This window comes from Streptomyces sp. NPDC048185 (assembly GCF_043202495.1).
GTDB lineage: Bacteria > Actinomycetota > Actinomycetes > Streptomycetales > Streptomycetaceae > Streptomyces.
Map to the genome: position 1 here is coordinate 280199 of NZ_JBIDAN010000006.1, position 13592 is coordinate 293790.

A 13592-nucleotide genomic window follows, 5' to 3' on the forward strand; every position below is an offset into this window, starting at 1 on the left:
AGCGAGCTGCCTTGAACCAGGCCGTCTCTCCCGAGTCTTGAGCACGGAGGCATCCAGGGCTCCGTCGTGCTCGTAGGCTTGTGACATGGCATTCCTGAGCACCCCGCACTGCTGCTTCCTGTGATCGGAAGGCGCTGAGGGCGATGCCGGACGGCGTCGCCCTCCTTGGCGTGCCTGCTGCGTGAATCGTCGTCCCGACGCTGCCCGTTCCTTCCTGAGGCAGTGACGTCCCGAGCGCGCAGGCACGATCCCTTCCCTTCCCGCTTGCCAGGAGTGCCTCGTGCCCGTGTCGCTTCCCCCTGCCCTCGATCTCTCCCTCGACCTGCTGCGCTGCCCGACGTGCCGAACGCGCCGCCTGCACCCCGACTCCGGTGCGCTGCGTTGTCCGGTGGGGCATACCTTCGACATCGCCCGTCACGGCTATGCCAGCCTGCTGACGGGCACCCGCGCCACCAGCGGCGACGACGCAGCCATGGTCCAGGCCCGGGACCGGTTCCTGTCCACCGGCACCTACGCGCCCATCCGCGAGGTCGGGGCCCGGCTGGCGGCCGACGCCATGTCCGAGCAGGGCACGGTGGTGGACGTGGGCTGCGGCACCGGCTACTACCTGGCCGGCGTGCTCGACCAGCTGCCCGACGCCCGCGGCCTGGGGCTGGACACGTCGGTGCGCGCGCTGCGCTCGGCGGCCCGTGCCCACGACCGCGCCGCCGCGGTCACCTGGGACGTCTTCCGTCCCTTCCCTCTGGCAGACGCGTCGGCCGATCTCGTGCTGGACGTGTTCGCCCCACGCAACCCGGCCGAGTTCCACCGCGTACTGCGCCCGACCGGTCGGCTGATCGTGGTCCGCCCCACCGGGCGGCACCTGACCGAGCTGCGCGGCCAGGTGCCTGCGATGGTCACGATCGACCCGGCCAAGGAACAGCGCCTGCACCGGGCGCTCAACCCCTACTTCGAGGCCGTCGTCACCGAACAGGTGGACTACTCCGCGTCCTTGACCAGGGTGGCTGCCCTGGACCTGGTCGCGATGACGCCGAGTGCACGCCACGTGAGTCGCGCAGACCTGACCGACGGCGGCGGCCTGCCCGATCGGGTCACCGTCTCCGTACTGGCCACCGCCTACCGGCCTCGGTGGCTTCCGGCCGCAGAAGGCTGAGAAGAAGGTCCGTAAGACAGCAGAGGCAAGAGGCCGACAGCTGGAGGCGCTTCGGCTTCGGCGGCACGGCGGAACGCCCCCGCCGTCGGGCTGCTAGGGCAGGTCGCGGCGGACCAACGCCTGAGCGAACGGTTCGCCGGTGGCCCGGGCGTAGGCCATCCGCTCACGCACCTCGCTGAGGGTGCGTGGGCGGTAGCCGGGGCCGCCGCAGCAGCTCTTGTGGAAGCGCACACCGGCGTGCAGCAGCACGGAGAGGGTTCGCCAGGCGGCGGTGTCCCGCCTCTTGGGTGCCGCGAAGGCGGAGCCGACGTGGATCAGTGGTTCGGCGCAGCGTGGACAGATCCGTTCGTGGTCGTGGTAGCCGGGGTAGGGCTGCTTGAACGAGGCCCGGCAGGGCAGGCAAACGTACGAGGTCTTTCCATGGGCCATGCGGGAAGGGTAGGGCGGCCGCAGGGTCGGGCTCGACAGATTTCCGGCATGCTGCGTCGGCTCTTCAGGAAAGGTGGGTCGGCGACGGGCGACCGTACTGTGCTGCAAGCGCAGGAACCCTCCCGTCCGCTGGACGAGAGGGCTCCTGACCTGGTGTGCCCCCGGCAGGATTCGAACCTGCGACACCCGCTTTAGGAGAGCGGTGCTCTATCCCCTGAGCTACGAAGGCATGATCGGTGGTACGGCTGTGCCACCGCGGACAGTGTAGCGGGTGGTCAGGTCGGGGGGACGGGGGTGAAGCGGCCTGCTGTGCGGAGGTCTGTCTCGATGTGGGTGGCCGTGCGGCCGAGTTCCGGGAGGATCTCCGTCACGCACGCCTCCGCCGTCCGGCGGGCCGCGTGCATCGCCACGTTCACCGCCGCCACCACCCGGCCCGTGCGGTCGCGTACCGGGACCGCGATCGAGCGCAGGCCGGCCTCCAGTTCCTCGTCGACCAGGGCGTAGCCCTGCGTCCGGACCTCGTCGAGGTCCCCGAGGAGGACGCGGCCCAGGGCGGTCGCGGGGGCCGGGAGGCGGGAGCCCACGGTGACGCGGGCGCTCAGCACGCGGCTCGTGGAGGCCGCCGCCGTGTACTGGATCTCCTCGCCCGAGTCCGACAGGACGGCCAGGGACGCCGACTCGCCGACCCGTGCGGCCAGTGCGGTCAGGTGGGGCTGGGCGATCCGGGGGAGCGAGAGGCGGGAGAGCGGCGGGAAGCCGAGGGAGAGGACGCGGGGGGTGAGAGTGAAGGTGCGGTCGGGGTGCTGTCTCACCAGGCCCGCGTGTTCGTGGGTGATCAGGGCGCGGCGGGCCGTCGCCCGTGACAGCCCCGTCGCCTTCGCGACCTCCGTGAGGGTGAGCGCGGGCCTGCCCTCGCCGAACGCCGTCAGGACGGTCAGTCCGCGCGCCAGGGATTCCACGAACTCCCGGCCCAGTTCCAGTTTCGACGCGCCCGTCCAGACGGCCAGGCCCGCCGGCGGTGGGCCCGGGGCCGGGGGTGGAGCGTGGCGCAGGTCGTCCTCCATCTGCGTCACCGCCGAGCGCAGGCGGGGGAGCAGGGCGGCGCGCAGGTCCTGTGCCGTGTGGCGGCTGGTGTGGCTCACCACGCTCGCCACGCACGCCACCCGGCCGGTGCCCGGGTCGCGTACCGGGGCGGAGACCGCGACCAGGCCCGGTTCGATCAGCTGGTCGTCCAGGGCCCAGCCGTCGGCCGCCGCCCTGGCCGTGCGGTGCTCGAAGTGCGCGTCGGCGGGTGCGGCGGGGCCGCGTGGCGGTACGGAGGGGAAGAAGCGGTCCTCCGGGTCCGCCGCCCGGCGGTCGTGCCAGTGGCGCCAGTCGGATTCCGTCCACTCCGTGGCGAACAGCGGGCCCGGTGCGGTGCGTTCGGCGGGCAGCAGGTCGCCGATGCGGAAGCTCAGGGACATCGCCCGGCGGCGCGTGGCCTGGTGGATGAAGCGGACGCCGTCCCGGTCGCCGACCGCCAGGGACACCGACTCGTCCAGCTCGTCGGCGAGTGCGTCGGCCCGGTGGGACAGCAGCGCGGGCAGGCGCAGGGCGGAGAGGTAGGCGTTGCCCAGGTCCATCAGGCGGGGTGCGAGGGTCACGTCGCGGCCGTCCGGGCGGACGTATCCCATGCGGGCCAGGGTGGCGGTGATGCGGTCGACCGTGGAGCGGGCGAGGCCGGTGGCCTTCTCCAGCTCGCTGAGGCTGAGGGTGCCGTCGTCCGCCTCGGTCAGCCGGCGCAGTACGGCGATGCCGCGCAGCAGCGGCGTGACCGCCTCGGCCGGTGCGACGCCGCCTGTCGTGCCCTGTGCCTGCCCGGCGGCCGCGGCGTCGATCGGGTCGGCGGTGCCGGCGGTGTCGTCGGCGTCGGCAGTGTGGTTGGCGGGCATCGGCTCTCCGGTACGGCGGGCGGGGCAGGCCTACCGTAGTCCGGTCGCCGGTCGCCGGTCGCCGGTCGCCGGTCGCCGGTCGCCGGTTAGCGGGCATCGGCCCCAGTCGTCGGTTCGCGCGCCCCGGTCGTCGGGCGCGAGCCCTGGTCGCCGCCCGCCGGTACCGCGCCGTCAGCCCCGTGTGACCCGTATCTGGTGGTTGCCCTTGAGGTCCGCCCCCGCCACCGTGATCGTGACGCCCCGGCGCGGGTCCTTGAAGGTCTCCCCGGGGACGAAGGCGGCGTCCGAGAGTTCGGCGTGGACGTTGGGGCTGCGGGTGCAGCCGCCGCTGTCCTTGCGGGAGTCGTAGACCGTCACCGGGCCCATCCCCGTGTCCACGTCCGCGTCGACCTTGTAGATCAGTACGCCCTCGCGGCAGACGGCCTCGTCGTTGCCCTCGCGGGTGCGCAGTTCGACCGCGTACCCGGACGTCCCGTCGAGCGGTACGACGACGAGCTTGTCGCCGCCCTTGCGGGCCAGCGGCGTCAGCGTGTACTCCGTCGTGCCCGGCTGTGACGCGCAGTGCACCTGGGACGGGTCCAGCCAGCCCAGTTTCCACTTGTGCCAGCCGAGCAGGTCGTTGTTGGCGCCCCAGTCCTCGCTCATGATGTCCCAGTGGCCGACCGCGCCCCCGCCCTCCTGGGTGTAGAGGTCGGGCAGGCCGAAGACGTGGCCGTTCTCGTGGGGGAGGACGCGGTAGCCGGTCTTGCCGTAGGACCCGGAGCCGTCGTCCTGCCGGGAGTAGACGAAGGAGGCGTTGGCCACCGGGACGCCGTCGGCGACCGGGGCCTCGCCGTTGCCGGCGAAGGTGACGGACAGGACCGTGTCCAGGGCGGAGGGGCCCGCGTTCGGCGTCACGAGCACGTTGAGCAGGTCGTACGCGCGGAAGTCCACCTTCGCGTCGGCCACCGACACCAGGTCCTGCACCAGTTCCCGGTAGCCGGGCTCGAAAGGCGCGCCGCGCTCTATGCCGTACTCGGCGAAGGACTTGGGCATGCGCAGCCAGCCGTGGACGGGGTTCTCGGGGCGGTAGTCGAGGCGGCCGTAGGAGCTGGTGCGGAACCACTCCTGGGTCTGCGGGAAGAACTCGTCGTACCGGTCCGTCGCCTTGCCCTCGCCGGGCGCGTCGGAGAAGTCGATCATCAGGTTGAGGGCCCGGACGGTGCCGGTGGAGCGGGCGTACCCGGACGAGGTAGGGACGCCTTCCGACATCTGGATCTCGGAACCGCCGCTGATCAGGCAGGGGCTGTGCGCGGAGGAGCGGGACAGGGTGGCCGGGCCGGGGCCGGCCGTGGAGGTGCCGGGGGCGAGCCGGCCGGTGCCCGCCGAGGTGCTGACGGCGAGCGTCAGGACGGCGACGGTCGCGATCGCGGCCGGCCGGCGCAGGCGTATCCGGCGGCGCGGTGGCCGCACCTGCGGCTGCGGCTGCATGCAGACCTCCCGGACCACGGCAGCCGACGGTCACCGGCCGCTCCCTTGCGCTCACCCTGTGTCGAAGGGGGTGCGGGCGCGCGCTGGGGCGGACCGATCGTGGGTTTCTCGCGGGTAGCCCTCGGAGGCGGTCGGAGGCGGGGTGCCCGTGCTCTTCCCGGCGCTGGTCACGGCCCGCTTGGCGACCCGGCGGCGGGCCCGCGGGGGTGGCTTCGGAGGGGGCGTCGGGGGAGGGGCCGGGATGGGCGCGGAGGGGTGTGACGCAGGTCACCGCGAATCGTTCCATGCACGGGAAATAACCGGGGATCGTTTCCCCGTTTAGTCCTGTGTCCGAGCGAAACGGGGAGACGTTCCCCGGATCGCAGCCCCGGCTTCCTCACCGCACCACCCGAGGCCGCCGCCCGAAACCCGAAGGAGTACGCCGTGCAGACCGCCACCCCCGTGCAGCGCAAGGCGACCCGGCCGCGCGCCGACGCCCTGCGCAACCGGGAGCGGATCGTCACCGCCGCCCGGGAGATGTTCGTCGAGCACGGCCCCGACGTGCCGCTCGACGAGGTCGCCCGCCGGGCCGGCGTCGGCAACGCCACGGTGTACCGCAACTTCCCCGACCGCGACGCCCTCGTCCGCGAGGTCGTCTGCTCGGTCATGGACCGTACGGCTCGGGCGGCCGAGCTGGCCCTCGCGGAGACCGGCGACGCGTTCGGGGCGCTGGAGCGCTTCGTGCACACCGCCGCCGACGAGCGGATCAGCGCGCTGTGCCCGATGGTGTCCACCACGTTCGACCAGCACCACCCCGACCTGGAGGCGGCGCGCGACCGCGTCGAGCGACTCGTCGCCGAGATCATGTCCCGGGCCACCGCGGCCGGGCAGCTCCGCGGTGACGTGGGCGTGGGCGATCTGATGATCGCCGCCGCCCAGCTCAGCCGGCCCCCGGCCGGAACGGGGTGCATGAGCGCCGACCGGTTCGTCCATCGCCATCTGCAGCTGTTCCTGGACGGGCTGCGGGCACCCGCCCGCTCCGCCCTGCCGGGTACGGCCGTGACCATGGAGGACCTGCGCCGGCCCTGCGACCAGTAGCCCGTCACCCGTAGTTCCACCTGTTCCGACTGTTCCACCTGTTCCGACTGTTCCGCCTGTTCCACGGTTCGCCGGTTCCTTCACCAGTAGCTCCGCGACTCAAGACCGTCCGACCGGAGGGCGGCGGGCCCCCGTGGCCGTCGCTCCGGGTCGAGTCGTCCCTTTTCATCGACCTTTTTCCGTCACGAAGTCCCGAAGTGGGTATCCCCATGTCTCAAGCAGCCGTCAAGGCTCCCGGCGTCCCGGACGCCGGCCGCTGGAAGGCGCTCGTCTTCATCGCGCTCGCCCAGCTGATGGTCGTCCTCGACTCCACCATCGTGAACATCGCCCTTCCGTCCGCCCAGCAGGACCTCGGCATCTCCGACGGCAACCGGCAGTGGGTCGTCACGGCCTACGCCCTCGCCTTCGGCGGCCTGCTGCTGTTCGGCGGCCGGATCGCCGACCTGTGGGGCCGCAAGCGGACCTTCGTCCTCGGCCTGGCCGGCTTCGCCGCCGCCTCCGCGCTCGGCGGTGCCGCCACCAACGAGGCGATGATGTTCGGCTCCCGCGCCCTCCAGGGCGTCTTCGGCGCGCTGCTCGCGCCCGCCGCGCTCTCCCTGCTCGCCGTGATGTTCACGGACGCCAAGGAGCGTGCCAAGGCGTTCGGCATCTACGGTGCGATCGCCGGTGGCGGCGCCGCCGTCGGTCTGATCCTCGGCGGCTTCCTCACCGAGTACCTGGACTGGCGCTGGACCTTCTTCGTCAACGTCCCGTTCGCGGTCGTCGCCGCGGCCGGTGCGTACCTGGTCATCCGTGAGCCGGAGGGCGGCCGCAACCGCTCCCCGCTCGACGTCCCCGGCGTGATCCTGTCCACCCTCGGTCTGGTCGCGCTCGTCTACGGCTTCACCCGCGCCGAGTCGGCCGGCTGGAGCGACGGCCTGACGATCGGCATGTTCGTCGCCTCCGCCGTACTGCTGGCGGCCTTCGTGCTGGTCGAGAGCCGGGTCAAGGCCCCGCTGCTGCCGCTGCGCGTGGTCACCGACCGCAGCCGCGGCGGTATCTACCTCTCGCTGGGCCTCGCCATCATCGGCATGTTCGGGCTGTTCCTCTTCCTGACCTACTACCTGCAGGTCGTGAAGGGCTACTCGCCGGTGAAGACCGGCTTCGCCTTCCTGCCCATGGTCGCGGGCATGATCACGGGCTCCACCCAGATCGGCGCCCGGCTGATGACCCGCGTCCCGGCCCGTCTCCTGATGGGCCCGGGCTTCCTGGTCGCCGCCGTCGGCATGCTGCTGCTGACCCAGCTGGAGGTCGACACCTCCTACGCCGCCGTGCTGCTGCCCGGCATGCTGCTGCTCGGTCTCGGCATGGGTACGGCGTTCATGCCGGCCATGTCCCTGGCCACCCAGGGCGTGCAGCCGCGGGACGCCGGTGTCGCCTCCGCGATGGTCAACACCTCCCAGCAGGTGGGCGGTGCCATCGGTACGGCGCTGCTGAACACGATCGCCGCCTCGGCCACCACGTCCTACATCGCCGACCACATCGGCGGCGCGGCCGGCCGGTCCCAGCAGCAGCTGGTCCAGCTGGAGGGCATGGTGCACGGCTACACCAGTGCGATCTGGTTCGCCGTCGGCATCCTGGCGGCCGCCGGCGTGATCGCCCTGACCTTCGTCACCGCCGGCCGTCCGGGCGCCACGTCCGTGACGGGGTCCGGTACCGGTGACGGGGTCGAGGACGAGCTGCCGGTGCCGGTCGTCGCCCACTGACCCGACACCGGCCGGTGACACCCCTCGGGCCCTGAGCACCACCCGCGCCACCCGTGCGTAGGGGGAGGGGACGCCCCGTACGCACGGTTCCCCGCGGACACTGCCCGGCTCCTGGGCGATCGGCTCAGCGCAGCCAGGGCAGGTCCGCGCCCGCCTCGGCGGGCTGAAGTCCCTCGGCGACGATCCGCATGATCTCGCCGAGGGACTTCTGCTGTTCCGGGGTGAGCCGGTCGAACACGGCCTGGCGCACGGCGTCCACGTGACCCGGCGCGGTCTCCCGGAGGACCGCGTACCCCTCGTCCGTGAGCACCGCGAACTGGCCGCGCTTGTCGGACGGGCAGTCCTCGCGGCGCACCCAGCCGCTCTTCTCCAGGCGGGCGATCGCGTGCGAGAGGCGGGAGCGGGTGATCTTCGCGTACTTGGCCAGCTCCGTCATCCGCAGGCGCCGTCTCGGGGACTCGGCGAGCTTGACCAGCAGGCCGTAGTAGACGTGCGGCATGCCCGCGTCGCGCTGGAGCTGGCGGTCGAGGTGGTCCTCCAGGAGGGTGGCGGCCTCGATGTAGGAGCGCCAGACGAGCTGCTCCTCGTCGGTGAGCCAGCGGGGCTCGTCGGCGGGGGCCGGGATGGGTGCCGTGTTCATGCATCCCACTCTACGAGACCACTCCTTGAACATTAAACAAAATCGGCGTAGATTCGGCCGGGAAAGAGATTGAGACTTCAAGCATCAGTGATGTGATGAGGAGCCGCCGCCATGTCGACCGACGTCCGGGAACGCATGCCCGCCCTCTACCTCAGCCACGGCGCCCCGCCCCTCGCCGACGACCCCGTCTGGCCCGGCGAACTGGCCGCATGGGCCGCCGGCCTGCCGCGCCCCAAGGCGATCCTCGTCGTCTCCGCCCACTGGGAGGAGGCCCCGCTCGCCCTCGGCGCCATCCGCACGGTGCCGCTCGTGTACGACTTCTGGGGCTTCCCCGAGCACTACTACCAGGTGCGCTACGAGGCCCCCGGCGCCCCCGGGCTCGCCGACTCCGTCCGCAAGCTGCTGCGCGCCCCCGGCACGCCCGTGCAGGACGTCCCCGACCGCGGGCTCGACCACGGCGCCTACGTCCCGCTGGTCGAGATGTACCCGGACGCCGACATCCCGGTCCTCCAGGTCTCCATGCCGACCCTCGACCCGGTCCGGCTGATGGAGATCGGCCGCAGGCTGGCGCCCCTGCGCGACGAGGGCGTTCTGATCATGGGCTCCGGGTTCTTCACCCACAACCTGGCCGCCCTGCGTCAGGGCGGCGTGCCGGCCTGGTCCGCGGAGTTCGACGACTGGGGGCGGCGCGCGCTCGACGCCGGTGACGTGGACGCGCTGCTCGACTTCACCCGCAAGTCCCCGGCGGGCCTGCTCGCCCACCCGCGCACCGAGCACTTCGCCCCGCTGTTCGTCACGATGGGGGCGGCCGACGCGGCCGGCGAGCTGGACCTGCGCAGGTCGGTGATCGACGGGTTCTGGATGGGGCTCGCGAAACGGTCGGTGCAGTTCGGCTGACGGTCGGCTCAGCGCCCGTGCCGGAGCGGCACCGGCTCAGCGCCCGTGCCCGAGCGGCTTCTCGTACCAGGCCACGTCCCAGTAGCGGCCGAACTTGCGGCCCACCTCGCGGAACGTGCCCACGTGCCGGAAACCGAGGCGTTCGTGCAGGCGGGTGGACGCCTCGTTGGGCTGGGCGATGCCCGCGTAGGCGCGGTGCAGGTCCTCGCCCGCCAGCGCCTCGAAGAGCGACGTGTAGAGCAGGGTGCCGATGCCCCGGCCGCCCGCGTGCGGGGCGACGTAGACGGTGGTCTCCACCGACGTCGCGTACGCGGGCTTGGCGCGATAAGGACTGGATGTGGCGTAGCCCAGAATCTCCTGTGAGTCCGCGTCCGTGGCAACCCTCAGCCGGTACGGGCCGTCTTCAGGGTGGGAGAGCAGCCAGGAGCGACGCTCCTGCGGGGTGAAGGGTGCGGTGTCGAACGTGATGGGCGTCTCACGTACGTAGTGGTTGTAGAGCTCGGTGAGGGCCGCGAGGTCGTCGTCCACCCCCGGCCTGACCTGGACATCCGTACGCTGCGACGGCATTGCTCCTCCTCCTGCGGCGGCACAGGGTACTGCATGATCAGAAAAATCGGGGGGCGGGTTGGGAATTCTGTCCGGATTCCAGTCGTTGTTTCCATCGGATGCAGGGCACCCGAGGAGAGTCCGGAGGGAGTCCGGAGACGGATTCCACCACCGCAAGGCAGATACCGGAGACAACTCGAAACGGGTGCTGAAGATCCGCAGGACCACCCGCTGAACCACTCATCGCAAGGGAGCACGCATGGCAACCCGTGCCGTCGCCCGTCGTAAGTCCGCCACCGGCGAGACGGCCGACGCGGCAACCAGCGTCCGCGCCAACGGCGGCGAGCTCGCCGACCGCGATCTGGTCGGCATGTACCTCGACGAGATCGCGCGGACCCCGCTGCTCGACGCCGCCAAGGAGGTCGAGCTGTCCCAGACCATCGAGGCGGGTGTGTTCGCGCGGCAGGTCCTCGAAGGTTACGAGGAGACCGGGGCGGATGCCACCCGAGAGGAGCTCGAGGCTCTGATCGCCGAGGGCGAGCGCGCGAAGGACGTCTTCATCCGCTCCAACCTCCGCCTGGTCGTGGCCGTCGCCCGCCGCTACCCGCGCAGCGGCCTGCCGCTCCTCGACCTCATCCAGGAGGGGAACGCCGGCCTGGTCCGCGCCGTCGAGAAGTTCGACTACCGCAAGGGCTTCAAGTTCTCGACGTACGCGACCTGGTGGATCCGCCAGGCCATCACCCGGTCGATCGCCGACCAGTCGCGCACCATCCGCCTGCCCGTCCACCTCGTGGAGGAGCTCGGCCGGATCCGGCGCGTGCAGCGCGAGTTCAACCGGGAGCACGGCCGTGAGCCCGAGCCCGCGGAGATCGCGGCCGAGCTCGGTTCGACGCCGGAGCGCGTCACCGACGTGCTCGACTGGGCCCGCGACCCGGTCTCCCTGAACATGTCGGTGGACGACGAGGGCGAGACCCAGTTCGGTGACCTGCTGGAGGACACCTCCGCCGTGTCGCCCGAGCAGTCCGTGATGACGCTGCTGCGCAGCGAGGAGCTGGACGACCTGATCGGCCGCCTCGACCCGCGCACGGCCTCCATCATCAAGATGCGCTACGGCATCGACGACGGCCGCGAGCGCACGCTGACCGAGGTCGGCAAGGAGCACGGGCTCACCCGCGAGCGGATCCGGCAGATCGAGAAGCACGCGCTGCTGGAGCTGAAGAAGCTGGCGCGTGACACCGGCTTCGAGGCCGCGGCGTAACGCCCCGCCGGGGGCCGTCGCAGGGCGGCCCCGTGAGGCCGGGGCGTGGCGTGACGCCTGGGGCGTACGCCGGTGGCCGAAGGCCGCGCAAACATGGCGTGTAACGCTGCTTCAACCGCCACGGGCCCGGGAACAAGAATTCCGGGCCCGGCGGTCGGGCCCCGATCCGCACCGGATCCGACCCACCCGACCCACACTGGACCACGTCCCGACGCACTCCCCCCGGCGCCGGGACTTCCCGAGCCGGGCTCGGCGCCCCTCCCCCCGGGCGCCGCGGCCCGGCTCTCCTCGTCCGGCGGGGCACGACCGCGCGGAAAGACGGGCCACCCCGAACCTGAACCCCGGGGTGACCCGCCGGATGGCAGATTCTGCCACAGCGGCATAGCCTGCCGAAGTGAGCAGCACCACCCGTACCTCCGCCCTCGGCCGGCCACCGGTCTCGCTGACCGAGCGGCGCAAGGCCGAGACCCGCATGGACATCGCCCGCGCCGCGGCCCACCTCTTCGTGCACCAGGGCCTGCGGCCCACCCGGGCCGAGGACATCGCGCGCGCCGCCGGCATCGCCCCGCGCACCTTCTACCGGTACTTCGCCACCAAGGAGGAGGCCGTCGCACCCCTGTACGCCCTGGGCGCCGAGCGCTGGGTCGAGGCGGTACGCCGGGCTCCGGCCGAGCTGTCCCCGCTGCAGGCCCTGGAACACGCGGCGCGGCACACGCTGACGCCGGGCGCGGGGGTGTCGGCCGCGTCGTGGGAAGGGGCCCGGACGCTGATCCGCCTGGCCGAGACGAGTCCGGCGCTGCGGAAGGTGTGGGCTGACGTGTGCCACATGACCGAGCGGGCGTTGGGGGAAGCGCTGGCGGAGCGGGTCGCTGCCGCGCCGGGTGGGGGCGACGACAACGTTGCCGAGGCGCCGGTGCCCGGACCCCGGCTCCGCTTCGCCGCCGCCACGGCGGGCGCGGCGCTGCGGGTGGCGGTGGAGCACTGGGCCGCTTCCGGTGAGGAGCCGGGGGCGGCGCTGGACGCGGCGCTGGCCAACCTCGAGGTGTTGAGGGGGTTCGCGTGGGAGGACGGGGCGTAGGCCGTCCGGCAGCAGGGGTGGGCGGGGGTGACGGGGCGGGTCGCGCGGCCCGGCGCTGACGGGGTGCCGCCGCGCCCACCCGTGCCGCCCCTGGCGGCACGATTGCCCGCGGTTACGGCGGCGGGGGGTGCGGGGGTCGGGCGGCTCGGCGCTGACGGGGTGCCGCCGCGCCTGCCTGTGCCGGCCTTGGCGGCACGATTGCCCGCGGTTACGGCGGCGGGGGTGCGGGGGCGCGGGGGTCGGCGGCCCGGCGCTGACGGGGTGCCGCCGCGTCCACCCGTGCCGGCCTTGGTGGCACGATTGCCCGTGGTCTCGGCGGGCGCGGTCTCGGCGGGGGCGGGGCGGGTGGGCGGCGTCAGGTCGCTCGGGTCAGGCGTGCTGCCAGGGTTCTTACGCTCGTCACCAGTTCCGGCGGTTCCTGGACGTGGAAGTCCACGCCCAGCATCGCGAGCCGTACCGCCATCCACTCCACCGCGTCCGAGACCGTGGCCCGCAGGACGCACGACGTCCCGTCGCCCACCGGCTGCGGCGGTCCGAGCCAGCCCGGCAGACGCGCGGCGATCTCCCCGGCCGGCGCCGCGAAGGTGACGACGATCTCGTACGAGTCGCCGCGCCGCTGCATGGACCGTCGCAGATACTCCGCCGCGTCCCCCGCCGGCAGCTCCCGGGCGGTGAACCGCGCGCCCGTGGCGAACGGCTCGCTCACCCGGTCCACCCGGAAGGTCCGCCAGTCGTCGCGGTCGAGGTCGTACGCGACCAGGTACCAGCGCCGCCCCGTAGAGACCAGCCGGTACGGCTCCGTCAGGCGCCGCGACCCGGTGCCGTCCCCGGCGCGGTAGGCGAACCGCAGCCGCTCCCGTCCGGCGACCGCGGAGGCCATGACGGTCAGCGTCTCGGTGGCGATGCTCGGCCCGTCCCCACTGGTCAGCGGCGTCGTCGCGGCCTGGAGCGTGGCGACGCGGTGCCGCAGCCGCGCCGGGAGCACCTGCTCCAGCTTGGCCAGTGCCCGCACCGACGCCTCGTCCACGCCCTCCACCGCGTGCCCCGCCCCGGCGCGCAGCCCGACCGCGATCGCCACCGCCTCCTCGTCGTCCAGCACGAGCGGCGGCATCGCCTTGCCGGCGACCAGCCGGTACCCGCCGTCGGCGCCCATGGTCGCCTGCACGGGGTAGCCCAGCTCGCGCAGCCTGTCGATGTCGCGCCGGACCGTGCGGCGGGAGACCCCGAGCCGGTCGGCGAGCTCGCCGCCGGGCCATTCACGGGGTGTCTGGAGGAGGGAGAGCAGCGTCAGGAGCCGGGCCGGAGTGTCCGTCGTCATGCGTCCGAGGATGCCGCACCTCTAGGACACGATCTGGCCTAGTGGGCTCA

The 13592-nt window shown here is 72.7% G+C and carries 12 protein-coding genes and 1 tRNA gene; 6 read left to right on the plus strand and 7 right to left on the minus strand.

Annotated elements, in window-relative coordinates:
- Window positions 1-280: 280 nt before the first annotated feature.
- Window positions 281-1153, plus strand: coding sequence for a methyltransferase domain-containing protein (locus ACGF3H_RS19970; protein ID WP_362499588.1), 873 nt, complete (start codon window positions 281-283; stop codon window positions 1151-1153).
- A 93-nt stretch (window positions 1154-1246) separates the two neighbouring features.
- On the opposite strand, the gene ACGF3H_RS19975 is transcribed toward ACGF3H_RS19970, so the two are convergent.
- From ACGF3H_RS19975 to ACGF3H_RS19990, 4 genes are all read right to left on the minus strand, one after another.
- Entirely contained in the window at window positions 1247-1582 is a 336-nt protein-coding gene (locus tag ACGF3H_RS19975; protein ID WP_362499586.1) for a deoxyxylulose-5-phosphate synthase, read from the minus strand.
- 156 nt (window positions 1583-1738) lie between these two features.
- Window positions 1739-1811: transfer RNA gene (locus ACGF3H_RS19980), tRNA-Arg, on the minus strand.
- Between the two features lie 46 nt (window positions 1812-1857).
- Window positions 1858-3513, minus strand: coding sequence for an IclR family transcriptional regulator C-terminal domain-containing protein (locus tag ACGF3H_RS19985; RefSeq protein ID WP_362499584.1), 1656 nt, complete (start codon window positions 3511-3513; stop codon window positions 1858-1860).
- A 171-nt stretch (window positions 3514-3684) separates the two neighbouring features.
- Window positions 3685-4983: a M6 family metalloprotease domain-containing protein gene (locus tag ACGF3H_RS19990; protein WP_362499582.1), complete on the minus strand. Its 1299-nt coding sequence runs from the start codon at window positions 4981-4983 to the stop codon at window positions 3685-3687.
- A gap of 423 nt (window positions 4984-5406) precedes the next feature.
- Here ACGF3H_RS19990 and ACGF3H_RS19995 point away from each other — a divergent pair, with 423 nt between their 5' ends.
- Together ACGF3H_RS19995 and ACGF3H_RS20000 are read left to right on the plus strand one after the other, a co-directional pair.
- Window positions 5407-6060 carry a helix-turn-helix domain-containing protein gene (locus ACGF3H_RS19995; protein WP_362499581.1) on the plus strand — a complete coding sequence of 218 codons (654 nt, stop codon included), beginning with the start codon at window positions 5407-5409 and terminating at the stop codon, window positions 6058-6060.
- Window positions 6061-6269: 209 nt separating this feature from the next.
- Window positions 6270-7805, plus strand: a complete 1536-nt coding sequence (locus tag ACGF3H_RS20000; protein ID WP_362499580.1) for an MFS transporter — start codon at window positions 6270-6272, stop codon at window positions 7803-7805.
- Window positions 7806-7929: 124 nt separating this feature from the next.
- On the opposite strand, the gene ACGF3H_RS20005 is transcribed toward ACGF3H_RS20000, so the two are convergent.
- Window positions 7930-8445 (minus strand): MarR family transcriptional regulator, encoded by a 516-nt coding sequence (locus ACGF3H_RS20005; protein ID WP_362499579.1) that lies wholly within the window; start codon window positions 8443-8445, stop codon window positions 7930-7932.
- Between the two features lie 135 nt (window positions 8446-8580).
- Between ACGF3H_RS20005 and ACGF3H_RS20010 the strand changes: the two genes are divergently transcribed.
- Window positions 8581-9342, plus strand: coding sequence for a class III extradiol ring-cleavage dioxygenase (locus ACGF3H_RS20010; RefSeq protein ID WP_362499652.1), 762 nt, complete (start codon window positions 8581-8583; stop codon window positions 9340-9342).
- Between the two features lie 36 nt (window positions 9343-9378).
- Here the strand turns inward: ACGF3H_RS20010 and ACGF3H_RS20015 are convergent, their stop codons facing one another.
- On the minus strand, window positions 9379-9909 hold the full coding sequence (locus ACGF3H_RS20015; RefSeq protein WP_362499577.1) for an N-acetyltransferase family protein: 531 nt from the start codon (window positions 9907-9909) through the stop codon (window positions 9379-9381).
- A 238-nt stretch (window positions 9910-10147) separates the two neighbouring features.
- Here ACGF3H_RS20015 and ACGF3H_RS20020 point away from each other — a divergent pair, with 238 nt between their 5' ends.
- On the plus strand, window positions 10148-11146 hold the full coding sequence (locus ACGF3H_RS20020) for a sigma-70 family RNA polymerase sigma factor (protein WP_359395871.1): 999 nt from the start codon (window positions 10148-10150) through the stop codon (window positions 11144-11146).
- Between the two features lie 394 nt (window positions 11147-11540).
- Window positions 11541-12224 carry a TetR family transcriptional regulator gene (locus ACGF3H_RS20025; protein WP_362499575.1) on the plus strand — a complete coding sequence of 228 codons (684 nt, stop codon included), beginning with the start codon at window positions 11541-11543 and terminating at the stop codon, window positions 12222-12224.
- A 355-nt stretch (window positions 12225-12579) separates the two neighbouring features.
- On the opposite strand, the gene ACGF3H_RS20030 is transcribed toward ACGF3H_RS20025, so the two are convergent.
- Window positions 12580-13542, minus strand: coding sequence for a YafY family protein (locus ACGF3H_RS20030; protein WP_362499574.1), 963 nt, complete (start codon window positions 13540-13542; stop codon window positions 12580-12582).
- Between the last annotated feature and the right edge of the window lie 50 nt (window positions 13543-13592).